This window comes from Hyphococcus formosus (genome assembly GCF_046736345.1).
GTDB classification, from domain to species: Bacteria; Pseudomonadota; Alphaproteobacteria; order Caulobacterales; family Parvularculaceae; genus Hyphococcus; species Hyphococcus formosus.
On sequence record NZ_CP157210.1, the window covers coordinates 1,019,624 to 1,043,547 of the forward strand.

The window sequence follows — 23,924 nt, forward strand, 5'->3', positions numbered from 1 at the left end:
GCCTTTGGGCCCGCTTCACCAAGGATAGTCACGCCCTTAAAAACAAGAAGAATCGCCGGGGTGTTTGGCATGTCCTATGTACAAAGTCTAGGCGCGAACGCGCTGCGGCCTAGCGTCGCGAGTGGTCGCGACAAGGAACGAAATCTGTGTAAAAACAGCGCTATGAGACTTGCCCTATACCAACCAGATATTCCACAAAATGTGGGTGCCGCTATTCGGATCGCCGCCTGTTTCGGTGCCGGTCTTGATGTTATCGAACCTTGCGGTTTTCCACTTGATTCGCGAGAGGTTCGCCGCGTGGCCATGGATTATGGGGCAAAAGCTGGCCCGATTGCCCATTCTGGCTGGCGCGCCTTCCACGAAAACCTAGGAGATTCGCGGCTTATTCTAATGACGACCGCTGCTGCGGATAATATTTACGACTTTCAATTCCGGCACGACGACATCTTGCTCATGGGCCGTGAGAGTGCCGGTGCCCCGCCAGAAATCCACGATGCGGCCCATTCACGCATCTTCATCCCCTTGGCACCGGAAGCGCGCTCGCTAAATGTCGCAGTCGCCGCTGGAATCGCGCTGGCAGAGGCCAGACGGCAAATTGGATGGGAAACATCGTGACGGACTTGGAAAATAAAAAAAATAATGCCGCAGCGTGGTTTTCCGACCTGCGCGACCAACTATGCGCCGCATTTGAGCAAATTGAAGACCAGGCCGGCGCGCTTTATTCGGAAATGCCGGCTGGCCGATTCGAAAAAACGCCCTGGAAACGCGGCGATGGAACGTCCGATCAGGGGGGCGGCACAATGGGCATGCTGCATGGCCGTGTGTTCGAGAAAGCCGGAATCCATACCTCAACCGTATATGGAGAATTTTCCGAGGAGTTTCGCAACCAGATCCCCGGCGCGAGCGAAGATCCCCGTTTTTGGGCCTCCGGCATTTCTCTGATTGCTCATCCGCGAAACCCACATGCGCCAGCGGCGCACATGAATACGCGGATGATTGTCACAACCAAATGCTGGTTTGGCGGCGGCGGGGATCTGAACCCGATGCACCCGGCCTACCGGCGGGACGATCACGAAGATACCATTGCGTTTCACGCCGCCATGAAATCAGCATGTGACGCCCATGATCCGGAATATTTTCCCAAATTCAAAAAATGGTGCGACGACTATTTCTATCTCCCGCACAGGGACGAGCCGCGGGGTGTCGGCGGGATTTTTTATGACCGCCATGATAGCGGCGATTGGAACGCTGATTTTGCCTTCACAAAGGATGTCGGAAAGGCATTTTCACAATCCTATCCGGCACTCGTGCGAAAGCGGATGGACCAACCGTGGACGGATGACGACCGGGAAAAACAATTAATTCAACGCGGGCGCTATGCAGAGTTCAATCTGCTATATGATCGCGGAACGACATTTGGCTTGAAAACCGGCGGGAACGTAAAGTCGATTCTTTCCTCCCTGCCCCCGGAAGCAAAATGGCCGTAGAATAAAACCCGCAAACGGTATGGAGGACGATGCAATGCACAAAAGTAGCGTAGTTCCCGGGCCGCTCAATCTCATAACCGACATTCCGTCGATCAAAGTCGGAAATGCTTCAAGCGATGCTGCAAAAACCGGCGTAACCGTTTTACGCTGCGCCCGATCATTTTTGACCGCGGTTGATATTCGTGGCGGCGGTCCCGGCACCCGCGAGACAGATACATTATCACCGGAAAACCTCGTTGGCCGAGCTGATGCGATTGTGCTTGCTGGCGGTTCTGTTTTCGGCCTCGCCGCCGCAGACGGGGTAGCCGCCACACTTTCTGATCAAAAAGTCGGCCTCCGCTTGGGTGAAAAAGGACCGGCAATACCGATTGTTCCCTCTGCAATTTTACATGATCTCACCAATGATGGTGACAAGGATTGGGGTGCAACGCCGCCCTATCGTGATCTCGGGATCGAAGCGCTTGCCAATATTGGTGATCGCTTTGATCTCGGCAATGTCGGCGCTGGCATGGGCGCGATGGCCGGAACCCAAAAAGGTGGGCTTGGCTCGGCGTCGATCGTTCTGGAGAATAATGTAACGGTTGGCGCGCTCGTCGCTGTTAATCCGGTTGGGTCTGTTTTTATGCCTGATGGGAAATGCTTCTATGCGTGGCCATGGGAGATAGGCGATGAGTTTGGCGGGGTTAGCCCACCGACTGAACGCGATCAGCGTCATCCGTTCCCTGATCATTCGCGGTTGAAAAAAGCCCCCCCGGAAACGTCAAATACGATCATTGCTGTCATCGCCACCAATGCTGACCTTACCAATACCGAAGCTAAAAGGGTTGCGATGATGGCGCATGACGGCATTGCGCGCGCAGTCAGGCCGGCACATACGCCGTTTGACGGTGATACCGTATTTGCGGTTTCTACCGGTGATATTCCTTTCGAGGATCAATCCCCTGCCGCGCGTCATTTTGAGATTGCCCATATCGGCAGCGCCGCGAGTGATTGCCTCGCTCGCGCCATTGCCCGTGGTGTTTACGAGGCGCAGCGTTAACCAAGAATTGCATCGCCGATGCGACCGGCCTGATCCTTGTATATAAAACAGCTATCTGGCGGGATTTTCCCGTATTGAACCGGCGAACAAAGTCATGCGCGACATAATTTTGTTGATCTTCACTGCGCTATGCCTAAGCGCAGCGTTGCGGCATCCCTTTGTCGGCCTGTTAACTTGGGCGTGGTTTACCCTGATGACCCCTCACCAAGCGGCCTATGGGGTATTTGGCATTCCGCTTAATGTCATCATCGCTGGCGTGACGATCGCGTCTTACATCGTGTCGCGCGAATTCACGAAATTCCGGTTTGACCCGATCACAACGTTGATAATCATTTTTGCTGGCTGGCTTACGGTCGCGCAATATTTCTCGCTCGCGCCTGAAAGTTCCGCCGTTTACCATGATCGCTTCATCAAAACATTGTTGTTCATCGTCCTGTGCGCGCAAATGACGATTGACAAATTGCGTTTTAACGCGCTGGTCTGGACGACCGTTGTCTCTATTGGATTTCTCGCCGCAAAGGGGGCGGCATTTACCGTCCTGACTCTCGGCCAATATCGGGTGCAAGGTCTGACGAATACAATACTGGAGGACAATAATCACTTCGGTATAGCGGTTGCGACCATCCTGCCCCTGATTTTTTACCTGCGCGACGAAGCTGCACGGCCCATTGTCAGACACGGATTGCTCGCCCTCTTCGCTATGGCCGTTATCGCGATCATCGGTACGCAATCGCGCGGGGCGTTTATCTCGCTCGTGGTGTTCGGTGGTTTTTTCTGGCTACGATCAAAACACAAATTCACTATCGCAGCGGGCTTAGCCCTTTTGATGGTACCGACAATTGCGTTCATGCCGTCGAAATGGACAGAACGCATGGCGACGATTGGCGAAGCTACACAAGACGCTTCGTTCATGGGGCGCGTCGATGCATGGGTCATCAACTACAAACTCGCGAAGGAGAACCCGCTAACCGGTGCTGGTCTTCGAAATTCCTATGAGAAGGAAATCGCCGCAGCGGTAGACCCAGAGCGGGCCGAACGGGCAAAGGCCGCGCATTCAATTTATTTCGAGGTTTTAGGCGGATCTGGTTTTGTGGGCCTTGCAATCTATCTTGCGTTGCTCGCGACCGCGTATTTCTCAGCGTGGGGAATTAGCCTGAAACGAAAAGACCCAAAACTCGCGCCGTGGAAATGGCGGTTCGCCTATTATGCTCAAATATCCATGGTCGTATTTGGCATTGGCGGGGCATCGACCTCGATGGAAATGTGGGATGGCTATCTGGTGATTATCGCATTGATCGCGGCGCTAACCCGACTTGTTTATCCAGCACAAAAGAAAACCGGGCATGCATTGGCCAAGATCCGGGCCCGCTCTTGGCAACCGCCGGATACCCTAAAATCGAGCAATAGCTTATAGTTGGAAGTTGTTTGGCGTTGCGAAAGCGGCAGCGCTACCTGAACTTTGGTCGCTTGCCTTTTCAGGTGATTTTTCGTGTTTTTCGACCGGTTTGCTTGGCTCTGCCTTTTCAAGGCCATCAGGACAGTTCGGGCCAATTTCAATCTGAATCGTAGAGTCATGAATATTATAATTACGCTCTAAATAGCTCTTTGCCGAAGCGAGTGCGCTCGGCGCTTTTTCCGCATTGGCAACGCAAACATGCATGGTCAATCGCGGTTGTTCAGGCGTAATTTGAGAAATTTGAACGTGATGTACGCCGATGATTTCCGGTGAGGTATCAACAAGACCACGGCCGAGTTCATTGACATCAATATTTGTCGGCGCGCCCTCAAGCAAAATGAAACCAGTTTCTTTCACTAGGCGGAATGCAGAAATTCCGATCAAAACCGCAACAGCAATTGAGAGGATCGGGTCGATGGCCATCCAGCCTGTCAGGCCAATGACTATTGCTGCGATAATCGCTGCGACCGAGCCAAGCATGTCGCCCAGTACGTGCAATATCGCGCCGCGCATATTGACGTTTTTCTCGTCAGGGCGATGAAGGATTAAAAATGCAACCGCATTCGCCGCAAGGCCGGCAATTGCCACCCACAGCATCAAACCCGATGCGACCTCAACCGGTTCAATGAAACGACTGATCGCCTCGTAAATAATCCAAAGCAACAACACGCCAAGCAACAAGCCATTCACGAAAGCCGCGAGAACTTGTGCCCGCCGATATCCGAAATGAAGTCGCGAATCTGCAGGGCGCGCTGCGAAAAATTGTGCCGCAACCGCAAGCGCCAATGCTAACGCATCGGTGAGCATATGCGCCGCATCCGCCAATAGCGCCAATGAGCCAGAGATTATGCCGCCAACAATCTCAACGACCATGAATGTGGCGATCACAGCCAAAGCCGCGAGCAAACGCCCGGTTACTTTATCGTTTGGAGTATGGTGGTCGTGATGACCGCAATTGCTCATGCGTTTGCCAGTTTTTTTTCTTTGCAAAACTTTAATACGCGACGATTTGGCTGAACATTAGTCTGTTCGCGTTGGACAGAGCAAGGCGTTCCGACAGGGTTTCACTTTAAATTCACCATAATACCCTCGCTATATTCGCCACACCCATCCTCAAAAAAGAGTTATATGATAACATTTTTATTGCTATCTCGGCTCCCTTGTCCGATTTAGGGTGCGAGTGGCGCACTAGTGGCAGGAAGGGGCCCTGCAGGTTGAACGGGGATACAGCATATTTTTACGGCTTCGTTGCGAGCGTCATAGCCGCGGCGATGAGTGCGTTCGGAATATTCGCTATGGCGTCTTTCGGCGATTGGGCCAAACGCAATAGTGCATATTCATCATCTTTCGCCGTAGGGTTGTTAACAGTCGGGGTCCTCTTCCATCTAATTCCAGAGGCGGCGAGCGAATCCCAACTGGCATTATTATGGTTAGCCGTCGGTTTTGCGGGCATGGTGCTGATCGGAATCACCGTTCAGAGCATTTTCCATTCCGGACCAGAAGGCGCTGCCCTCACCTTTGGATATGCCTCAATCATCGCATTGGCATCGCACTCATTTCTTGATGGAGCGATTTACGCGGCGTCTTTTCAGGACGAGATTTTCACGGGCTGGATCGCGACCAGTGGGCTTTTGTTTCACGAATTTCCCGAAGGGGTAATCGCCTATGCCTTGCTGGCGCAGGCGGGTCTCCGACGCGGCCGCGCCATCTTACTTGCGATGATTGCCTCTGCGCTCACTACCATCGCCGGGACGATTATCTCGCTAATCCTTTTGGATGTAAGCGGTGAAATTCCAATCCCGGCAATGCTTGGTATTGCAGCTGGCGCGCTAATTTATGTGTTGATTGTCCACCTTGGCCCGGACGCCGCCAAGACACCTGGCCGGCGCGGCTATGATCTCGCTATGCTCGGCGTTCTGTCGGGAACAATCGCAATCGTCTTACAGCAATTAGGCGGCGGTCATCACTGATCTAGCTTCGGCATCCGGCGATGCCGGCCGTTGGCGAGACAAGGCTCCAACCGTGGCTGTCGGTGATCTTCACAACGCCCTGTTCGAGATATGATCCGCCATTAAACCCCAGCCCGAATTTAGCGTTTACCTCGACGGCCACGCCATCCGTACTCTGAAAAAGCTGGCTCTCATAAACGCCGTAACCGCTCGCCCCGCTATAGTCCATGCGGGATAACTTAACGAGGGTGCCACCAATATTGACCTCGGCTTCCTTGCCAGAGACATAGCGGAAAATCGCCTCGGGCCGATTACCTTCGAGCGTCCACAAAACCATGCCGCAGGCTTTCTCCGGCAAAGCGGCATCATCAAGCGCACCGAAACCATCCTGAGCAATGCGTTCGTCTGCGAGGCTAAGCGCTACCGGTTCTGCTGATGTATTCGCCGTTTTAACCGGTCCCGATTTCCCGCCGATTGTCGTGCAGCCTGACACGCAAAGAAGTGAGATGGCAATTGTTGTCATTCGGATCATGATCCGGCGCTCCTGAATATTCCGGCGGAACCATAAACCAGTTCGCCATCCGCGTCTTCAAAACCTAAAAAGCGCAGTGCAGAATTTATATCATCCTCAGGGGAATAGGCCCGCGCCGCGAGTTCATAGGCTAAATCCTTATTGATCCGCAGGATGATTTCCGCGCCCGCCCGGTCATTCTCGCCTTCAAGAACGACGAGCAATTGCTCCCCTTCGCAGGTTACATCTCCGTTTAACGGCAGTGCAGGCATATCATGCCGAAAAGCAGGCGCATTCAAGACGTTCGTCCAAAGCGTGCCGTCTGCGTTGATGCACCCCTTTTTCGGCGATAACGCAATTTTATCAGCGCTGACGCGCGCAATCCCCTGGGTGGGCGCGCCAAGAATACCGTATGGGGCTAAAGCACCTAAATCGAGATCTGCGTTCAAATCTGCGATAGTAATTCTTTGGGCTGGATTTACGGAAACAATCGCGTCGCCAATGACAGCGCCCTCCTTCGCCGATAGATCGAACTTCGGGAACAATGTCAGCAATGATAACGCCGAGAGCCGGAAAGAGATATCGCCCAACGGGGCTGAGCCAATATTGACGTTTTCGAATGACCCGTTCCAAATTGTGCCGTTCGCAGCCATATAAGAAACACGCTGGCGATCAAAATTGACAAACGTTGACACCAGACTGGCCGGCAACATCGTCACGACACCGATTAAAAAAACGGCGCACACAACGAGCCCCATAAACCGGCTCGATAATTCAGATGTTACTTTCTTCGTCATGACATCCGTTCAAAAACGATAATCTGCGCGTTGACCATGCCGTCCGATCCATTGGCGATGTCGGCAAACGCAACACTGATCCCATATTGGTTTTCGAGTTGCGCAATCCACGCAAAAAGCGCATCCCCGGCGAGTGGCGCAACCTGCACCTCGACTTGCCCTTCAGGCGTTTCCGATCCGATCCGCGTCAGGTCAACATTCCAATTTTTTGCGGTGGCAATCACCGCTTGCCGCAATGCCATGGGATTATATTGGTCATCGCCCCGATCCCCGGCGACCGCAGCGGCCGCGAGCGTAAGCTCGTACCCATCTCTTGCTGTTTGTGCCTTGCGCGCCGCATCGCTTTGCCAGTCCGCAATCGGGCGAATAACGAGAAGCGAAAGCACCACAGCAACCCCGAGACCGCCGGCAATCAGAATTAAAACCCGCTCGCGCGCGGAAAGATCTTGCCACCAAGCGGTCATGACGCACTCACTTTCAATTCACCGAGATAAATGCCGCCGCTGCGCCGAACGCCGCCCGCTTCGCTGGCCGATATTCCCTGCGCCGCAAGACTTTGCTTGAGCACCTCAAGGTCGTTGATGTCGGCGAAGCGCAAATTCAGCGAATACTCGTTGCGCAAAGCATTATACCGTATCCGATCAATTTGGATATTTTCGTTTTCTTCAAGACCTAAAGCGACCGCATTCGTCAATCGCGTAAACATTGGCGATCCGCTCCCGGAACCAAGAACCTGGCGCGCATGGGTACGCGGATTGACATTGGCGTAATCTGGAAATGCCGCAGCGTGAACCGCGCGCGCTTCGCGATTATACGCATCAGCGATGCGAAGGGAGCGTGCAGCATCAGCAATATTCAATACAAAAACCGAAAGGGCCAATCCCGCCGCAAGCATTGCGGCCCGCTGCCAAGGCTTTGCGGCGGCGCGCCAATTGCTCGTTTTCTTATAGGCACCTTGCAGAAAATTGACCGCGCCCGATTGCTGAAGCGCTCCGGCAAAAGTGGCGTAAAGGCTCTCACCTTCCAGCGCCGGACGGCGTTCCTGTTCAACACCCTCGGGCAGTGCGAAAGCATTCGAACCGTAAGTGATAATTTTTGAAACCGCACTATCGTTCAATAAGGTTTCGATTATATCATCCGCTATCGGACGTTCTAGCGAAAACCCCTGTAACGACACTGATCCGACAATTCGGTCATTCGCCTCGACGATTACTGCCTGTTCTTGGTCCGCTGGTAATAGCGCAAAATCGACCGTTACGATATCAGGAGTGATCCCGATATTGCCTAACTCATCAATCCATTCATCAAGAATCGCTTTTTTAACGGCCAAAACCAAACCGGCACCGCTTGGATGTCGCGCTATGGCGAAATGCACTTGATCAAGATTCTCAGCCAATTCGTCTTCTAATAGAAACCGAGCAGCATTCCGGAATTGAGCCTTTCCCTTGGGCGGTGACGGCATCATCCGCATCGCGACGTCTTCGCCGGGCAAGACAAGCGCCACCATCTTTGCCGCAGACGCACGTTGTCCTAGCTCGCTCAAGTGATCGAGGTTTTCCGCAATATCCGCAAGCTGAATACGTCCGTCCGACCAGAACGCCCATTTAATGGGTTCATCCGGACCACGCCCAACGATGAGAATTAATGTCTCGTTCACTTTTCTGCTCCGATCCGGCGCGACACGATACGCGCGCGGGCCCCATCAAGGGCTAGCTCTGATGTCATATTGAATACAGCCCTATCATAAACAATCTCTGCATGCGCGCGAAGATAACGCGACGTGATGTGAAACCGGCTGGTCATCTCGTTCGGCAAATGCAGTTCCTTAATGGCGGGCATGTTCAGAAAACCAGATACATCCGTATAGCCACCGGGTGGCCGCGCACCGATAATATCGCTCGCTTTTTGCATGCTGATGTCATCCCCAAGGATTGCCGCCAATATCGGTGCATCGCGGCGTTCGAGCATGTTCACATTAATGGGCGATGGGCCAGTGTTTTCCAGCGCGCAAACATAAGGCTCCAATGCCAGATAGATCTCTTGAGAAACGCCTCTGACCGCGCGAATTTCACTGACGCTAGGAATGACCTGATTTGCGGTTCTATAGGGCGATGGGCGCGTTGTGTAATATTCATCTTCTGCGCCTTGTGGCCGGCGTTGATTGTCAAAATCAATCCAGTCGGCGATTGATTGCCCCAATGCTTGTGCTTCGAATTCACTGACCCCGACTAAACTCGCCAGTCGAACAAATTCATTGAGGGCTTTTTCGCCCGCATCTTCCTCTGATGACTGCGCGAGACTGTTCAGGTTGAAACAGGCGGTCGCATCATCAAGCACAACCCGCGCAAAACCATTATCCAGCGGCAACTCAATTGGCTTGTTTGCCCACGGATCTTCGGAGGACATCTTGCTGTTATTCGCTTCGAATGCGGTTTCTATGGCTTTTTTCGCCAACACCTCAATCGCAAGCGCCTCCCAAAGCGCTTCACTCCGCTCGCTTACATTACCGACCCGCGCCGCCGTCAACGAGATCTTTTCCATTGTTGCGAGGGCGACGAAGGAAAGCGTCGCCGCCAAAAGCAACACGACCAGCAAAGCGGCACCACGTTGATTGGTTCTCTTGTTCATCATCCGCCCCCAACTGAATTGCCGAGGGTACCGAGCCAAAAGCGTTGCTCTAAGGCGGGTTTGTTAGGCCATTCCATAGTGATGGAGATCGCCCGAGGTGATCCGGTTGCGCCGCTGGCGGGCCACATTTCGGCCCAAAGCAACTCGCCGCGATATTCGCCGCTCAAATAAGAAACGGACACATTGTCGAGATTTTCGAACAAGACCCGATCGCGGGTTTGCGCATTCGGTGCCGCATCAAGATAGTCTCGTGTTCTGCGAATAAGCGTTCTGTCGCGATAGATATATTCAACATATTGCAAAGCGCTTCTTGGTTCTTTGGCCGCTATATTGATTGCGCCGTTGCGGACGAACGCCGCAAGAATTTGTTCGTCTTCGTCACTACGCGACCCAAAGCGCGAAACATTGCCAACAAAAACCGCATTGCGCGCAATTCCAAATTCATCGCGGATAGACCGCGGGCTGAGCTGGACGAAATCCGTCTTCATCAAGCTGCGCGCGATTTGAAATCGCTTTAATTCGTCGTCTGCCCGTTCCAACTGATCGCGGCTATCAACGCCCAATCGGAGCGCATAGACACTCGTCGAAGCAATGGCCGCAAATATCAGCAAGGCGACCAACACCTCCGGCAATGTCATGCCGTGCTGCTTATCTCGCTGTGTCACGGCACCCTCCGCATCGAGGTTGCACGGGCAATCACCTGATCGCTGTCTTTTGGCATGATGGCGATCTCAAGACGGAACACACCCTCGACACCGCTTTCGATGGTGGTTCGCCGGTAAAGCAACGGAATACTTCCGACGGTGGTTTCCCCTTCCTCGACACCAAGTTCGAGCGCCCTGGGCAATACCATCGCTTCGACCATCAAATTATCGGCTGCGATCATCCCCAGATGACGATTTTCGATGGTTGAAACAAAACGGGTGTTCTGTCCGATCAGCGCCAGCAAGGCGGCAATGACAAAACCCATCACCGCAAGCGCGACCAATGTTTCAACAAGCGTTATGCCCCGTTGATTATTCCGGCGCATTGGCATTCACCTCAACTTTGCCGAAATCATCCATCGTCACATAGAAAATTTCACGGCCGCGCCGAATTCCGACGCTCATCGGCATCGTTTCTCCGGTCGGGCTAAAAATTAGTGTCCGTATTTCTGGTTCAGACAAATCTGATTGCGCTTCGCGATTGCCGGTGTTTTCGCTCAGAATTTGCAAACTCGTTTCGCGATCCAATTCTATGTCGTGCAGGCCCGGCTCGCTTACGGCAATCCACGCGCCATTTTCATATTGGCGAAAACGATACCCGGTGGCGTCAATTTCTAACGCAATCGGTATGCCCGCCGTAATCGCCGTACCGGCCGCGTGATTCAGTTTCGCCGCAAACCGCTCAGCACTATTGCGCAGATCACTAACGGGTGGCGGCGTCGTCAAAATGACAACACCGGCAACCATGGCCAAGATCACCAACACCACCAATAGCTCGACGAGGGTTACGCCGCGCTGATGGTTTGGATCAAATGCGAAACGCCTATTCCGTCGTCCAGTTACCAATGTCCGCGTCCTGACCTTCGCCGCCGGGTTCGCCATCTGCGCCGTATGAATAAAGATCATAGGCACCGCCGCGTTCGCCCGGAAATTCATATTGGAATTCATTGCCCCAGCCGTCTAACGGCAAACCGCCGCGCAAATATCCGCCCGGTCGATAATTGGCGCTATTCTTCGCATCACTGGGCACATTCACCAGCGCTTCCAGGCCCTGCTGGGTGGTCGGATAGCTGCGCATATCAAGACGATACTGATCGAGCGAATTCTCGATGATATCAATCTGAATTCTCGTTGTGTCCACGGCGGCTTTATCCGCCGCAGGCAGAACATTGATGACAACAATGGCGGAAACAAGCGCCAGAATTGCCAATACAACAAGCAATTCGACAAGCGTAATACCGCGCTGGTTACGACGCTTTTTTGCTGATTTCCGTAGGTCCATCTTTTTCTCCATCATTACCCCGCCGCCAATGTATTGAACTGAAGGATAGGCATTAAAATTGACAATACGATCACCAAGACCGCTCCGCCCATCGCTACGATGATCGCCGGCTCCAGCAATCTTAACGCTACGGTCGAGGCGGTATCAAACTCTTCTTCGAGCTGTGTAGCGGCCTTGTCGAGCAGATCGGAAAGCGCACCGGAGCGCTCTCCCGCCGCCACCATGTGCACCATCATTGGCGGTAATGCGTTTGCGCGCTTTAGCGCTGCTGCAAGTGATGCGCCCTCGCCGACCATCGTGACAGTCTTATCAAGGCGCGCGCGAATATAGGCGTTGCTGACGGTCCGTTGCGCGCCGACAATACTGTCGATCAGCGGCGCACCGCCAGCAAATAGCGTCGCCAATGTTCGGCCAAAACGCGCACCATCAACCGCGCGGGCCAAGTTCCCAAATACGGGCAATCGTAGCACCCGTTCATCAACCCAAAGCCTGACGTTAGGCTCTTTCATCGCGCGCCAGGCAGCAAAGCCCAAGGCGATCAAAACAAAAAACGCAACGAGACCATATTGAACGATCCAGTCAGATATTCCGACCACGAGCCGCGTCAGAAAGGGAAGCTGTGCCCCGAAACTGTCGAACTGGGCGACGATCTTTGGGACGACATAGACCATCAGTGCCGTGACGACCCCGCCAGCGATCACGGCTAACGCGGCCGGATAGATCAGTGACGAGATAGCTTTGTTTTTGAGCGCGCGGTTTTTCTCGAGCATGGTTGCAAGCCGCGAGAGAACCCCCGGCAGGTCGCCGGACATTTCACCGGCGGCGATCACCCCCCGGTAAAGCGCCGGAAAGGATTTCTGATCCTCAGCCAAGGCGTCAGCAAAACGCCACCCTTCCATCACCCGTTCACGCACCGCAATCAGGCGTGTTCGACTACCGGGCGCTGATGTCTGTAACGATACCGCGTTCAAAGCCTCTTCCAACGGTGTGCCGGCACCAATCAGCGCCGCGAGCTGGCGCGTAATGGAAACAAGTTCCCCCGCCGGAATCCGCGCCGGTTTTTTACTGGCCGAAGCGGCGGTTTGCTCATGGCGTGGCGCAGAGAGTTTCAGCGGCGTGAGCTTCATTCGCCGCAATTCATTCCGCGCCTGCCGTTGACTATCCGCAGAAACGACACCTCGGCGGGTTTTCCCGCCAAGATCGACCGCCTCATATTCAAAGGCTGGCATTGTCGCCCTCCTTGCGGACAACACGCATGACTTCCTCAACGGAGGTGACGCCATTCAAAACATGCTTGAAACCAGATTGCGCCAGCGTATCGACATTTCTAAAGACGTAATCTTCTAATTCGTGCTCGCTGCCATTATCGTGGATCAGGCGTTTCATCTGATCATCAACGATAATTAATTCGTACACACCGATACGGCCTTCATAACCGGTTTGATTGCAACGGCCACACCCCACAGGCCGCATCAATTCGACATTGCCGCTAACGCCCAAGAGCTTTTTAGTTGCTTCATCGGCGCTATAGGTTTCCTTGCAGGACGGGCACAAACGCCGCACAAGGCGCTGCGCTAACACGGCCACCACCGTAGACGATAGCAAAAATGGCTCAACGCCCATGTCACGCAACCGGGTGATCGCACCCGCTGCCGAATTCGTATGAACCGTTGACAAAACCAGATGCCCGGTAAGCGAGGCCTGCACCGCAATTTCCGCCGTTTCGACGTCGCGGATCTCACCGACCATTACAATATCCGGGTCCTGACGAAGGATCGCCCTAAGGCCCGTTGCGAAGGTCATACCCACTTTTGGATTAATCTGGGTCTGGCCGACCCCATCGACCGCATACTCAACCGGGTCTTCGACGGTCAGAATATTCCGGCTCGGCTCGTTCAATAGGCTTAATGCGCCATAAAGCGTCGTTGTCTTCCCGGAACCGGTCGGTCCGGTTACGAGAATAATTCCGTTTGGGCGCTGGAGAACCTGTTTAAACCGCTCAAGGATCGGTGCCGGCATCCCCAGACCATCAAGATCAAGCCGCGCTTCATCTTTATCGAGAATACGCATCACCACGCGCTCGCCAAAACGGGCGGGAAGCGTAGACACACGCACATCAACCGTTCTGCCGCCAAGCGCGAGGGAAATTCGCCCGTCCTGGGGTACCCGGCGTTCCGCGATATCAAGCCGCGCCATCACCTTCACGCGCGATGTAAGAACTGGCGTCATCCGCGACGGTAGCGATAAAACTTCGCGCAATACGCCATCAATCCGTAACCGGATCGATAAAGTCTTTTCATACGGCTCAATGTGAATGTCGGAGGCTTTTACCTTCACGGCCTCGGCGATCATCGCGTTAATCAAGCGGATAACCGGCGCGTCATTTTCTGAATCGAGAAGGTCCGCTGTTTTCGGCAGGCCTTCTGCGAGCGATGCGAGGTCACTTTCATCGCCTTCAAGGTCGAGGTCAGCCGCCGAAATCCCTTCAACCGAATAGATCTCCGACAGGCGACGCTCGAACATTTCGGGCGGAAGAATATCGACCTTAATCGGTGCACCAATGGCGCGGCGGGCTTCGATGATCGCCCATGGTTCGGGCGTTGTCCCGCGCGCACCAAGCACAACCGGGCTTACCTCATCGTCTAAAACGATAAGGCCCCGCTCCTTTGCAAAAGCGTAGGAGAAACGCGCCGAAGAAATGGTGCTTTGTTCACTCATGGCCTGTTCGCCTATTGCGGTGCTGTTGTTCCCGTCACTTCATCGATCAGTTTTTCCATGCCGGAGATCGGTGTTCCATCACGCAGGAGTTCACGGGCGCGCATGTAATCCATTTTACGACCGGTCGCCAAATTCGCCGATGACTGATCGCGGATGATAGATGGTCTGATAAAGACCATCAGATTTTGCCGTCGCCGCTCGCGCGATGTGGATTTAAAGAGATTACCAACCGCCGGAATATCGCCAAGATAAGGCACCTTGGATTCCTTGTCCTCGCGGGTATCGTCAATCAATCCACCAATCACAAGAATATCGCCGTCATCAACCAGTGCGGTTGTCGAGATTTCGCGCTTATTGGTGATAAGATCCGTAGACGTTGATAAAATCGGGCCTGCGACACTAGAAATTTCCTGAACAATTTTAAGCGTGACGGTGCCGCCCTCATTCACCTGCGGTGTGACCTCCAGAATAACACCGACTTCCTGACGGCTGACGGTTCTGAACGCATTGGTCAGGTTATCGCCAACGGCCTCGCCAGTAGTGACCGGAATTTCCTGCCCGACCTGCAAACGTGCGGTTTCATTATCGAGCGTCATGATCGATGGGGTTGAGAGTACATTCGAAAATGAATCGTCCTGAATGGCCGTTAAAATAGCGCCGAAGAAGGAATTCTCGCCAAGTTTCCCTGCCCCGCCAAGCGCAAAGCCATTAAAGCCAAGCAGTGAATTCACCGCGGCTTCGGTAAGCGCGCTTTTTTGGTCGCTAAGATCACCGCCCACAACATCAGACTCGAGCAACGCTGCGCCCGCCGCTGCCAGAATATTCGGTTGCGCGCTTGAGAAATTGGTCGTCGAGAACGGAACTCGAGAACCTTCTGTTCCGGTCAAGAAATATTGCAGGCCAAGGTCGCGAACAGTCGTATCGGACACGTCAACAATAATCGCCTCGACCAGGACTTGTGCGCGCCGCACATCAAGCTGCGTGATGACATTTTGCAATGTCCGCTGAATTTCGGCGTCGCCATTGATAATCAGTGAATTGGTTGGCTTGTGATAAGAAACACTCGCGCGGGTGCGGCCCGGCGCACCATCAATGCCAGATCCCGATGTGCTGTTCACCACTTCGGTTAAGAGCGGCGCCATTTCCTCGGCGTCCGCATGTTTTAGATAAACGACCGAAAGGTTTGAGGTGGCCCCGCCAAATTGATCAAGTTCGCTGACCACCAATTCGAGCCGGCGCATTAATGATGGCTCTGCACGGATCAGCAGTGAATTGCTCGCCTCAACCGGTACGACAGAAAATGCACCGCGCGCGCCGGATTCCTCGTTCATCTCCGATGCCAATTCGCTGACCAAGCGCGATAGTTCGACAGCGGATGAATGCTGCAATGGGATCGTGCGATAAATCGTCGTGTCCTGATCGAGTTTTTTCAGAACCTCCGTAATGCGGGCTACATTATCGGCAGTATCCACAACGATAATTGAATTGCCGGTCCGTACCGGACTAACAACACCATTATTCCCGATGATCTGAGCGAGATTGGCCGCCGCTTCGCGCGCATCCACATAATTGAGACGTATGATCTGCGTTGTCAGGTCCGATCCGCGCCCTTCACCGACGGGGCCCGCAGCGCGCGCCGCCTCTTGAAGGGGGACAATCCGGTATTTCCCGTCACCTGCAGGGGTCGCCGCAAAATCATTGACCCGCAACACCGCCTGAAACAGCTCCCACGCCTCGTCCGCACAAAGGCGGCCATTCGGCGGTGATTTAACGGTTACCCGGCCTTGCACGGCGGGATCGAGCAAGAATGTCCGACCTGTCCGAATAGCGATCTCGTCAACAACCGCGCGAATATCAGCGTCTTCATAATTTAGCGCCGCGCCGCAATTCTCTTGTGCCATTGCTGATAAAGGCGTGACTGCCCCAATCGCCGCAACAAGAACAGCCGGTATGGCTCTCGCTAACTTCACCATTACTCATTTCCCCTTACGGACAAAACGATCGGGATTCTTTGCCCGTCACGCTCAATTACGATTGTTGCCTGACTTTCGCGCGAAAGTTCATTCATCATTTCAAGTAGCCCCGCCGGATCGCTTGGTGCCGCTTCGCCATTTACGGTGCGCAGGAAATCACCATTTTTGAATCCGATACGGGTAAAGACATTTGCATTTCGTCCCGCGTTTAATGCGATGACAGGTTTGCCATTATCATCGGTGGTCGATGACATGCGGATCGCGTCGGTCAATTCACGCGGTGTCACCGTTAGCGCCGCCGCAGCGTTTTGGGGCTCGCTGCGTTTTGGTGCCGGGATTTTTGATTCAAACCGTAATGACTCGCGCACACCATTTTGCTCGATGATGACTTGATCCTCGTAAACCGAAACCAACCGAACGCCGGATGATATGCTTTCACCAACCGCGTAGCGTTTGTCTTTGCCATACTCGCCACGGATAATTGCAGATCCGTCGGGCCCGTCTGGCCACACACCGGTGAGCTTGAGGTTCAATGACGTTTCCGCAACTTCGGGGGCCTGTTCGACCGGCGCGTTTGGCATCGGTGCCGATCCGAACGGATTTTTCGGCTCTGTCGTAGTCTGAATCCGCTGGCCTTGTGGGCTCGACATTGCTGCGCTGACCATATCGCCGCGCGGGGTCGGCAATGGCGCAAAAACCGATATTGCGAGTTTCGCAAGAACGAGTCCGATGGCGATCAATAGCGCGACCTCAATCACAAGGCGCAAGGTGCCAGCACCGCCATTCTTGAAGAAAGTGGTTCCTCTTCCCAGTCCGAATTTGTCGAAATCGACCAAAGTTAACCACCTGCGCCGTTTTGCGGATTAAGCGCTATCGCATTGCTCCCCCGGATTGATACCGAAAAACCCTTAGCAAAACGATATACAACCACCGAATTGTAAGGATGAATGCATGCATTTATCGTACCAGAATGTCCAAGAACCTCTTGAAATCCTTGCGAAATTACGCCTACTGCCCGCAAAATTTAACCTTTCCGACTATCATCGATTTCAATCAAAGCCCTTCACCCTCAATCATTCATGCCTAAGAGGCACAAAGGCGATCGTTCACCGTGAAAAAACGGGTAGAGAATTGGCTCAATGCGGATGGCCCCGATTAAGCGCGCACGCTTGTTGAAACGGACGCCCCACGCGCCAGCTTGTGCGCCCCGTTAGAAGAGCCGTTTGACAGCAGCGTGACAGGTTTATCTCAGTTATATGACATTCCCGTTTTTCACCCATTCATTAAGCGCAATTTGTGCATTGCATTTCAGGCGCAAAAAGCGCGCCTTCGTTAACGGTCTAAGCGCCCATCAAATAAGAACTTTTGACGCCTTTTAAGGTATAATTCTTTAATGCTACTTTACGCTCTAAAGCGCAGAAATTGCGCATCTATTCGGCATAGGAAAAACCCTAAATGATTCCGCAGTGGGTCCTTTTGACCACAATATTCATCCTTGGCTTATTGGCCGGTAGCTTCCTCAACGTGGTCATCTATCGCGGCCCGCGCATGTGGGGCCTGATCGATGGACCAGAACGCGGAAATCTGGCCTTCCCGCGATCATCCTGCCCGGAATGTGGCGAGGCGATTAAACCGGTTCACCTAATTCCGATCATTGGTTTTCTTCTGCTACGCGGGAAATGCGCGGCTTGCGGCACAAACATTCCAATCCGCTATCCACTCATCGAATTTGCCGGTGCCCTATGCGCGATCGGTTCCGTCGTTTTGTTTGGCTTTACGGTGACCGCTGGGCTGGCCGCGATATTTCTCCTCTTTCTTGTCACCCTTGCGGCGATTGATTTTGAAACCGGCTATCTGCCCGATGCGTTGACCCTGCCCCTCGTGGCGCTCGGTATTATTGCCAACGCGGTGGATCTCTTTGTCCCGTTCCTTGAAGCGGTTATCGGAGCCGTCGCCGGCTACGCCGTGTTTCGCCTGATCGACATTGTCTTTACGAAGCTGCGCGGCATCGAAGGTTTGGGCCAGGGTGATGCGAAACTTCTCGCGGCGATTGGTGCATGGCTCGGATGGGCCGCCCTTGCGCCAACGGTATTTGTTGCGGCCATGCTTGGCCTCGTGACCGTTGGGCTCATCCGCCTCAAAGGCCATGCAGTCACAAGCGATATGGCCATCGCCTTTGGCCCCGCTTTGGCGGCCGCAGCGATCATCATGATGATCGGGCGCGGGCTTATTTCCCTTTAAAAACGGGCTTTCGTTTTCCGAGTAGCGCCGCCACGCCTTCGCGGCAATCCTCAGTCGCGATCGCGGCCCGCTGGTTCTGCGCCTCAAAAGCCATCGCGTTATGAAGCCCGCCCTGCGCTGCAGCTCTGAAGACGCGCTTGGTCAATGACAGCGCCATCGGCGCACGTTGGGTCAGGCTTTTAGCCCATTCGACCGCATTAGATAAAACCTCCGTATTCGGCACAACCCGGTTCACAAGCCCCCAATCGAGCGCTCTTTTTGCGTCAAGTTTTTCCGCCTCAATCGCCAGTTGATAGGCCCGCGCATATCCTATTTCACGGGTCAGCAAATAGGATAGACCGCCATCAGGCACCAAACCGATATTTGCGAATGCGCTCATGAGATAGGTTTCCTCGCCCATGACGCGCAAATCACATGTCAGCGCCGTCGTCATCCCAATCCCTGCGGCCGGTCCGTTGATCGCCGCAATGACCGGTTTCGGCATCGTCGCAATCGTTGAAAGAAACGCCGCATATTCCGTATTAAGAACATCTTCGACATTGAATTTGTCATTCACTGCCGTGACATCCGCACCCGCACAAAAAGCGCGCCCTTCGCCGGTCATAACGACCGCGCGGATGGCATCATCCCCGGATGCTTCCCGCACGGCGTCTGCCAAATCCTTGCGCATTTCTCCATTGAATGCGTTCAACCGGTCTGGCCGGTTCAGGGTGATTACGGCGACACCATCATGCGGGGTTTCATAGGTTACGGTCATAATAATTCTCGCTGGAACCAAAGGATCTCGATTTAAGTTCTCCATCATCGCAGTGTTTTATCGGATTGCAAAACCTTGGTGCAGTGATATTCCTTTAAGGGGTTGAAAAACGGAGGCATTTTCATGGACAGTCGTTTCTTTCGGCAAGAGTGCTTTATTGGCGGTGAATGGCTGGCAGACAGCGCTGACGCGGTGATCGAGGTCACGAACCCCGCAACCGGCGAGAAAATGGGCACCGTTCCTGATCTTGGCCGCGAAGAGACGCGAAAAGCCATTGCCGCCGCCAGTGAAGCCTTCCCCGAATGGCGCGCAAAACCGGCCGCCGAACGGGCGAAATACTGCCACGACATCCATGATGCTTTGATGGACCATCAAGATGAACTGGGTGAACTTCTGACCCGCGAGATGGGAAAACCGCTTAACGAAGCGAAGGGCGAAATCGCCTATGGGGCCGCGTTCTTTAAATGGTTCGCCGAAGAAGCCATCCGTATTTACGGCGACGTCATCCCCTCGCCCTGGCCCAATAAACGCATCGTCGTCACGAAAGAACCTGTCGGTGTGGTGGCGTCGATTACGCCGTGGAATTTCCCGACGGCCATGATCGCGCGCAAAGCCGCCGCCGCGCTCGCCGCCGGTTGCCCGATTGTCTGTAAGCCCGCCAGTCAAACACCCTATTCCGCCTTGGCCTATGGGGTGATCGCCGAAGATGTCGGCCTGCCAAAAGGCGTATTGAATGTCATCACCGGATCGCCCGCACCGATTGCTGACGAGTTTTGTGAAAACCCGGACGTCAAGAAAATCACCTTCACCGGTTCGACCGCCATCGGTAAACAGCTCGCCGCCAATGCCATGAAACAAATGAAACGGGTTTCCATGGAACTCGGGGGCAATGCGCCGCTTATTATTTTCGATGACGCCGATATTGATCGCGCGGTCGAAGGCGCGATTGCATGTAAATTCCGCAATGCCGGACAAACTTGTGTTTGCGCAAATCGTATTCTCGTTCAATCGGGAATTTACGATCGGTTTGCGGAGAAATTTGCGGCGGCGATCAACGATCTTAAAATCGGTAACGGCCTTGAGGACGGTGTCGACCAAGGGCCGTTGATTGACGACAAGGCCGTGAAAAAAGTCGAAGAGCATATCGACGATGCGACCGGCAAAGGCGCGAATATCGTCACCGGCGGTAACCGCCATCAATTGGGCGGCACCTATTTCGAACCGACCTTGCTGCGCGATGTCACCAGCGAAATGCTGATCGCAAATGACGAGACCTTCGGCCCGGTTGCGCCGCTGTTTAAATTCGAGACCGAAGAAGAAGCGATCAAACTGGCCAATGATACCGAATATGGTCTCGCGTCGTATTTTTACACCAAAGACCTTGGCCGCGCCTGGCGCGTTATGGAAGCGCTGGAATATGGCATGGTCGCCATCAATGAAGGTATTCTGTCGACGCCCGTCGCACCCTTTGGCGGCGTCAAGGAATCCGGTGTTGGCCGCGAAGGCTCGAAATACGGGCTCGAAGACTACCTCAATATTAAATATGGTTTGTTTGGCGGGCTGGAATAAGCCCGCACGCCGCGCATATTGATATAATCCGTCCACTGCATTTCCCTTTCTTCATTGGGAGCGCCAGCATAGGACGGATATCGCAGGGGGTGGATATCTATCCACCAAATGCGGGATTGAGCACGATTTTCGCGCCTGTGGCGTTAAAATAACAACGCCTACACTTTATTCGGGTTTGGATTTTTCGGTATTTCTGAAAAATATTCCGCGAGTTTCGCCGCTTCTTTATCGACGTCATGGGCCGTTTCAATTCGGCGACGTCCCTCTTCGCCGAAAGCGGTTAATTGTTCCGGTGAAGCTTCTAGTGCGGCGCGCATGACGTTGAGCAAGCTCTGTTCGTCCCCCGCCGGAACAATCCAGCCGCAATCCTCGTCAATGAGTTCTGGAATACCGGCAATATAAGTCGAGATAACCGGCCGTCCCAATGCCAGCGCTTCCATGATGACAACCGGCAAGCCTTCGGCAAAAGTCGGTAGCAAAAAGACACGGGCATTACTGACGGCCTTGCGTACCTTTGCGTTTTCCATCCAGCCGGTGATTTCGATATTGTCACCAACGGAAAGCCGCGCAATCTCCGATTCAATTTCCTTGCGCGATGGACCATCGCCAATCAGGACCACTTTCACATCGGGATGTTCCGCGCGCAATTTTGCGACGACAGCGGGCAATTGCGCCTGACCTTTTTGCGGGCATAAACGCCCGACACACACAAACGTTTTATTATTTGGGACGGGCGTTGCCGTGAAATCTTCGAGATTAAGACCGCAATGAACAATCTTGATTTTGTCACTCGCGCTAATATCCGAAAACCGAATTAGCTGAGAGCGGCAGAAATTGGTAATCGCCGCAATAAAAGACGCATGCTGAATTTTTGCCGGAAAATCGAGAAGCGGTGCATCGGTCAATTCATCTGGCCCGTGCACCGTTGCGCTATAGCTTGGCCCGCCCATAATCCGCGCGAGCATCGCAACCGCGGTTGAGTTGGTCAGAAAATGAACGTGGACATGACCGATCTTTTCTTTTTCCGCCACCTGCCGAAAATAGATCGCCTCTAACAGATAGGCCACATGGCGGACCAAACCGCCGCGCGCCGACCGCAGCAATGAAAACCACGGCCCAATCGCTTTTGCCAATCCGCCGGGATTGGAAACAATCTCCCGCGCCAGCGCCTTTATGAGGCCAAGCTTATTGCCGGAAAGAATGTAATGGGTACGGTCGATCTCGGCGATATCAAGCGGATCGACCAATTGGTCGTCCCAACGGCGCAACGCAAATCGTTGCACCGTCACGCCTTGGCGTTCCAATGCCTCAATCTCACGCCGGATAAACGTTGTTGAGGTCAACGGATAAGTGTTCATCAAATAGGCGACGTTCACAAATAGACTTCCTGTTTGCGTCACTGATTAATGCCGCTTATCCGTTTATAATCTATGACCAAATTTGGCCAGAGAGCCTAAGCCGCGGTGTGGAATTTGACGATTTTGGTTGGCGTTGCTGGCGGCTCGCCAACATTGACCGCATCAACATTGTCCATGCCTTCAACGACCTTGCCCCAAGCGGTGTACTGACCATCAAGGAATGATGCGTCATCGAAACAGATAAAGAACTGGCTGTCCGCACTGTTTGGATCTTGGGCCCGCGCCATAGAGCACACACCGCGCTGGTGACTGACATCATTAAACTCGGCTTTGATCTTGTTGCCTGAACCGCCGGTGCCGTTTCCAATTGGGCAGCCCATCTGGGCCATAAAGCCGGAAATCACCCGGTGCAGGGTCAATCCGTCATAGAAACCTTCGTCGGCAAGTTCTTTGATACGGGCAACGTGATTTGGCGCTTTGTCAGGAAATGTTTCGATAACAACATCTCCGGTTTCCAGCGTCAGAATAAGTTTGTCCGTCATAATTCAATCTTTCCGTCTTTTTTAATCGGTACGCGTATTTCGCAAATATCTTTGACAAGACCATCATCGCTAAGCTGGCCACGGGTCTTTAGATATTCGATAAATACAGGTTCGCTCGTTTTGAGCACTTGAATATTTTCGCGCTCGGATTCGGGGATGTCCGCTTCAATCCGCGCACGAATAATGGGTGTTGGTCGTGAAGGCGGCTCGCCGCGAGCAATGCGCCGCGATGCCTCAAAACCATCGACAATCCAGCCCCATCCCGTATAGCGCTTATCGAGATTAAGCCGGGAATCGCCGATCATCAGGAAGAATTGACTGTTGGCGCTGTTCGGGTCGGTGGCCCGCGCCATAGACATCACGCCGGGGCAATGAACCGGCCAAAGGTCAACGCGGCTGCCTTTGATGAAGGTTCTTAACGCCTCCGGCTGTGCGGCAACGGGCATCCCGTCCACATAACCAATACGCGGCGCGATGCGGTCACGACCGATCACCGTCAGCCCTTCAACTTCGGCAGCATCGCGGGTGAACTCTGCCTTAAGGTTCGGCTTGTCCGAAGACCCCGTCCCGGTGCCCGTGGGGTCACCGCCCTGGGCCATAAAGCCTTCGATCACCCGATGGAAAACTACACCGTCATAGAATTTTTCGCGGGTCAGTTCCTTGATGCGCTGAACATGGTTCGGCGCAAAATCAGCCCGCAATTCGATGATGACCGTACCGGCAGGCAGGTCGAGATATAGCGTATTTTCAGGATCGAGCGAACGCCACGCATTGGCGGGCGCATTTTCGATCAACTCACGCGATGTTGGCTGTCTGACTTCGTCATCATCGGCAAGCGCAGATGTGGACAGCGCCAATGCCGCGAATAACCCGAATACTGGCCTTAAACGCATAAAGAAACTCCTTTGGCCCC

At 53.7% G+C, this 23,924-nt stretch carries 25 protein-coding genes; 7 read left to right on the forward strand and 18 right to left on the reverse strand.

Annotation, left to right across the window (positions count from 1 at the left end; genetic code table 11):
• The first annotated feature begins 162 nt into the window (after window positions 1-162).
• The 4 genes from ABFZ83_RS04770 (at window position 163) to ABFZ83_RS04785 (ending at window position 3,940) form a co-directional block, all read left to right on the forward strand.
• On the forward strand, window positions 163-615 hold the full coding sequence (locus ABFZ83_RS04770) for a tRNA (cytidine(34)-2'-O)-methyltransferase (protein ID WP_411818286.1): 453 nt from the start codon (window positions 163-165) through the stop codon (window positions 613-615).
• Window positions 600-1,487, forward strand: a complete 888-nt coding sequence (gene hemF / locus ABFZ83_RS04775; RefSeq protein ID WP_411818287.1) for an oxygen-dependent coproporphyrinogen oxidase — start codon at window positions 600-602, stop codon at window positions 1,485-1,487. The genes ABFZ83_RS04770 and hemF overlap by 16 nt, the downstream gene beginning before the upstream one ends.
• A gap of 34 nt (window positions 1,488-1,521) precedes the next feature.
• Window positions 1,522-2,526: a P1 family peptidase gene (locus ABFZ83_RS04780; RefSeq protein WP_411818288.1), complete on the forward strand. Its 1,005-nt coding sequence runs from the start codon at window positions 1,522-1,524 to the stop codon at window positions 2,524-2,526.
• 94 nt (window positions 2,527-2,620) lie between these two features.
• The gene (locus tag ABFZ83_RS04785) at window positions 2,621-3,940 is read left to right on the forward strand and encodes a putative O-glycosylation ligase, exosortase A system-associated (RefSeq protein WP_411818289.1); all 1,320 of its coding nucleotides are present in this window, start codon (window positions 2,621-2,623) and stop codon (window positions 3,938-3,940) included.
• On the opposite strand, the gene ABFZ83_RS04790 is transcribed toward ABFZ83_RS04785, so the two are convergent.
• Window positions 3,935-4,945, reverse strand: coding sequence for a cation diffusion facilitator family transporter (locus tag ABFZ83_RS04790; protein WP_411818290.1), 1,011 nt, complete (start codon window positions 4,943-4,945; stop codon window positions 3,935-3,937). The genes ABFZ83_RS04785 and ABFZ83_RS04790 overlap by 6 nt on opposite strands.
• 251 nt (window positions 4,946-5,196) lie before the next feature.
• Between ABFZ83_RS04790 and ABFZ83_RS04795 the strand changes: the two genes are divergently transcribed.
• Window positions 5,197-5,952, forward strand: coding sequence for a ZIP family metal transporter (locus ABFZ83_RS04795; protein ID WP_411818292.1), 756 nt, complete (start codon window positions 5,197-5,199; stop codon window positions 5,950-5,952).
• A 1-nt stretch (window position 5,953) separates the two neighbouring features.
• Here the strand turns inward: ABFZ83_RS04795 and ABFZ83_RS04800 are convergent, their stop codons facing one another.
• From ABFZ83_RS04800 to ABFZ83_RS04860, 13 genes are read right to left on the reverse strand one after another with little or no spacing between them, the layout of a single operon-like run.
• Window positions 5,954-6,463 (reverse strand): hypothetical protein, encoded by a 510-nt coding sequence (locus ABFZ83_RS04800; protein ID WP_411818293.1) that lies wholly within the window; start codon window positions 6,461-6,463, stop codon window positions 5,954-5,956.
• Window positions 6,460-7,239, reverse strand: a complete 780-nt coding sequence (gspN, locus tag ABFZ83_RS04805; RefSeq protein ID WP_411818294.1) for a type II secretion system protein N — start codon at window positions 7,237-7,239, stop codon at window positions 6,460-6,462. Before gspN ends, ABFZ83_RS04800 begins: the two co-directional genes overlap by 4 nt.
• Window positions 7,236-7,703, reverse strand: a complete 468-nt coding sequence (gene gspM, locus ABFZ83_RS04810; RefSeq protein WP_411818295.1) for a type II secretion system protein GspM — start codon at window positions 7,701-7,703, stop codon at window positions 7,236-7,238. Before gspM ends, gspN begins: the two co-directional genes overlap by 4 nt.
• Window positions 7,700-8,896 carry a type II secretion system protein GspL gene (gspL, locus tag ABFZ83_RS04815; RefSeq protein WP_411818296.1) on the reverse strand — a complete coding sequence of 399 codons (1,197 nt, stop codon included), beginning with the start codon at window positions 8,894-8,896 and terminating at the stop codon, window positions 7,700-7,702. The genes gspM and gspL overlap by 4 nt, the downstream gene beginning before the upstream one ends.
• Window positions 8,893-9,870: a type II secretion system minor pseudopilin GspK gene (gene gspK, locus ABFZ83_RS04820; RefSeq protein ID WP_411818297.1), complete on the reverse strand. Its 978-nt coding sequence runs from the start codon at window positions 9,868-9,870 to the stop codon at window positions 8,893-8,895. The genes gspL and gspK overlap by 4 nt, the downstream gene beginning before the upstream one ends.
• Window positions 9,867-10,532 carry a type II secretion system minor pseudopilin GspJ gene (gspJ, locus tag ABFZ83_RS04825; RefSeq protein WP_411818298.1) on the reverse strand — a complete coding sequence of 222 codons (666 nt, stop codon included), beginning with the start codon at window positions 10,530-10,532 and terminating at the stop codon, window positions 9,867-9,869. Before gspJ ends, gspK begins: the two co-directional genes overlap by 4 nt.
• Window positions 10,529-10,897: a type II secretion system minor pseudopilin GspI gene (gene gspI, locus ABFZ83_RS04830; RefSeq protein ID WP_411818299.1), complete on the reverse strand. Its 369-nt coding sequence runs from the start codon at window positions 10,895-10,897 to the stop codon at window positions 10,529-10,531. Before gspI ends, gspJ begins: the two co-directional genes overlap by 4 nt.
• A complete protein-coding gene (locus ABFZ83_RS04835) occupies window positions 10,884-11,477 on the reverse strand; it encodes a GspH/FimT family pseudopilin (protein WP_411818300.1) in 594 nt (197 codons plus the stop codon). The genes gspI and ABFZ83_RS04835 overlap by 14 nt, the downstream gene beginning before the upstream one ends.
• Window positions 11,395-11,868: a type II secretion system major pseudopilin GspG gene (gene gspG, locus ABFZ83_RS04840; RefSeq protein WP_411818301.1), complete on the reverse strand. Its 474-nt coding sequence runs from the start codon at window positions 11,866-11,868 to the stop codon at window positions 11,395-11,397. The genes ABFZ83_RS04835 and gspG overlap by 83 nt, the downstream gene beginning before the upstream one ends.
• The gene (gene gspF / locus ABFZ83_RS04845) at window positions 11,868-13,082 is read right to left on the reverse strand and encodes a type II secretion system inner membrane protein GspF (RefSeq protein ID WP_411818302.1); all 1,215 of its coding nucleotides are present in this window, start codon (window positions 13,080-13,082) and stop codon (window positions 11,868-11,870) included. The genes gspG and gspF overlap by 1 nt, the downstream gene beginning before the upstream one ends.
• Window positions 13,069-14,571: a type II secretion system ATPase GspE gene (gspE, locus tag ABFZ83_RS04850; protein WP_411818303.1), complete on the reverse strand. Its 1,503-nt coding sequence runs from the start codon at window positions 14,569-14,571 to the stop codon at window positions 13,069-13,071. Before gspE ends, gspF begins: the two co-directional genes overlap by 14 nt.
• An 11-nt stretch (window positions 14,572-14,582) precedes the next feature.
• Window positions 14,583-16,544 (reverse strand): type II secretion system secretin GspD, encoded by a 1,962-nt coding sequence (gspD, locus tag ABFZ83_RS04855; RefSeq protein WP_411818304.1) that lies wholly within the window; start codon window positions 16,542-16,544, stop codon window positions 14,583-14,585.
• On the reverse strand, window positions 16,544-17,380 hold the full coding sequence (locus tag ABFZ83_RS04860; protein WP_411818305.1) for a type II secretion system protein N: 837 nt from the start codon (window positions 17,378-17,380) through the stop codon (window positions 16,544-16,546). The genes gspD and ABFZ83_RS04860 overlap by 1 nt, the downstream gene beginning before the upstream one ends.
• Before the next feature lie 619 nt (window positions 17,381-17,999).
• On the opposite strand from ABFZ83_RS04860, the gene ABFZ83_RS04865 reads away from it, so the two are divergent.
• A complete protein-coding gene (locus tag ABFZ83_RS04865; protein WP_411818306.1) occupies window positions 18,000-18,785 on the forward strand; it encodes a prepilin peptidase in 786 nt (261 codons plus the stop codon).
• Here ABFZ83_RS04865 and ABFZ83_RS04870 read toward each other — a convergent pair.
• Window positions 18,772-19,542, reverse strand: a complete 771-nt coding sequence (locus tag ABFZ83_RS04870) for an enoyl-CoA hydratase/isomerase family protein (RefSeq protein ID WP_411818307.1) — start codon at window positions 19,540-19,542, stop codon at window positions 18,772-18,774. The two genes, ABFZ83_RS04865 and ABFZ83_RS04870, sit on opposite strands and share 14 nt — an antisense overlap.
• A 123-nt stretch (window positions 19,543-19,665) precedes the next feature.
• On the opposite strand from ABFZ83_RS04870, the gene ABFZ83_RS04875 reads away from it, so the two are divergent.
• On the forward strand, window positions 19,666-21,111 hold the full coding sequence (locus ABFZ83_RS04875) for an NAD-dependent succinate-semialdehyde dehydrogenase (protein WP_411818308.1): 1,446 nt from the start codon (window positions 19,666-19,668) through the stop codon (window positions 21,109-21,111).
• Window positions 21,112-21,269: 158 nt separating this feature from the next.
• Here the strand turns inward: ABFZ83_RS04875 and ABFZ83_RS04880 are convergent, their stop codons facing one another.
• The 3 genes from ABFZ83_RS04880 to ABFZ83_RS04890 all read right to left on the reverse strand — a co-directional run bounded on the left by ABFZ83_RS04880 (window position 21,270) and on the right by ABFZ83_RS04890 (window position 23,904).
• Window positions 21,270-22,487 carry a glycosyltransferase family 4 protein gene (locus tag ABFZ83_RS04880; RefSeq protein ID WP_411818309.1) on the reverse strand — a complete coding sequence of 406 codons (1,218 nt, stop codon included), beginning with the start codon at window positions 22,485-22,487 and terminating at the stop codon, window positions 21,270-21,272.
• A gap of 77 nt (window positions 22,488-22,564) precedes the next feature.
• Complete coding sequence (locus tag ABFZ83_RS04885; protein WP_411818310.1) at window positions 22,565-23,011, reverse strand: peptidylprolyl isomerase; 447 nt, start codon at window positions 23,009-23,011, stop codon at window positions 22,565-22,567.
• The gene (locus tag ABFZ83_RS04890) at window positions 23,008-23,904 is read right to left on the reverse strand and encodes a peptidylprolyl isomerase (RefSeq protein WP_411818311.1); all 897 of its coding nucleotides are present in this window, start codon (window positions 23,902-23,904) and stop codon (window positions 23,008-23,010) included. The genes ABFZ83_RS04885 and ABFZ83_RS04890 overlap by 4 nt, the downstream gene beginning before the upstream one ends.
• Window positions 23,905-23,924 lie beyond the last annotated feature (20 nt).

Coding starts and splice junctions, on each gene's coding strand:
- ABFZ83_RS04770 (WP_411818286.1), top strand. CDS start 163: ATGAGACTTGCCCTATACCAACCAGATATTCCACAAAATGTGGGTGCC.
- hemF (WP_411818287.1), top strand. CDS start 600: ATGGGAAACATCGTGACGGACTTGGAAAATAAAAAAAATAATGCCGCA.
- ABFZ83_RS04780 (WP_411818288.1), top strand. CDS start 1,522: ATGCACAAAAGTAGCGTAGTTCCCGGGCCGCTCAATCTCATAACCGAC.
- ABFZ83_RS04785 (WP_411818289.1), top strand. CDS start 2,621: ATGCGCGACATAATTTTGTTGATCTTCACTGCGCTATGCCTAAGCGCA.
- ABFZ83_RS04790 (WP_411818290.1), bottom strand. CDS start 4,945: ATGAGCAATTGCGGTCATCACGACCACCATACTCCAAACGATAAAGTA.
- ABFZ83_RS04800 (WP_411818293.1), bottom strand. CDS start 6,463: ATGATCCGAATGACAACAATTGCCATCTCACTTCTTTGCGTGTCAGGC.
- gspN (WP_411818294.1), bottom strand. CDS start 7,239: ATGACGAAGAAAGTAACATCTGAATTATCGAGCCGGTTTATGGGGCTC.
- gspM (WP_411818295.1), bottom strand. CDS start 7,703: ATGACCGCTTGGTGGCAAGATCTTTCCGCGCGCGAGCGGGTTTTAATT.
- gspK (WP_411818297.1), bottom strand. CDS start 9,870: ATGATGAACAAGAGAACCAATCAACGTGGTGCCGCTTTGCTGGTCGTG.
- gspI (WP_411818299.1), bottom strand. CDS start 10,897: ATGCGCCGGAATAATCAACGGGGCATAACGCTTGTTGAAACATTGGTC.
- ABFZ83_RS04835 (WP_411818300.1), bottom strand. CDS start 11,477: ATGATCTTTATTCATACGGCGCAGATGGCGAACCCGGCGGCGAAGGTC.
- gspG (WP_411818301.1), bottom strand. CDS start 11,868: ATGATGGAGAAAAAGATGGACCTACGGAAATCAGCAAAAAAGCGTCGT.
- gspF (WP_411818302.1), bottom strand. CDS start 13,082: ATGCCAGCCTTTGAATATGAGGCGGTCGATCTTGGCGGGAAAACCCGC.
- gspE (WP_411818303.1), bottom strand. CDS start 14,571: ATGAGTGAACAAAGCACCATTTCTTCGGCGCGTTTCTCCTACGCTTTT.
- gspD (WP_411818304.1), bottom strand. CDS start 16,544: ATGGTGAAGTTAGCGAGAGCCATACCGGCTGTTCTTGTTGCGGCGATT.
- ABFZ83_RS04865 (WP_411818306.1), top strand. CDS start 18,000: ATGATTCCGCAGTGGGTCCTTTTGACCACAATATTCATCCTTGGCTTA.
- ABFZ83_RS04870 (WP_411818307.1), bottom strand. CDS start 19,542: ATGACCGTAACCTATGAAACCCCGCATGATGGTGTCGCCGTAATCACC.
- ABFZ83_RS04875 (WP_411818308.1), top strand. CDS start 19,666: ATGGACAGTCGTTTCTTTCGGCAAGAGTGCTTTATTGGCGGTGAATGG.
- ABFZ83_RS04885 (WP_411818310.1), bottom strand. CDS start 23,011: ATGACGGACAAACTTATTCTGACGCTGGAAACCGGAGATGTTGTTATC.
- ABFZ83_RS04890 (WP_411818311.1), bottom strand. CDS start 23,904: ATGCGTTTAAGGCCAGTATTCGGGTTATTCGCGGCATTGGCGCTGTCC.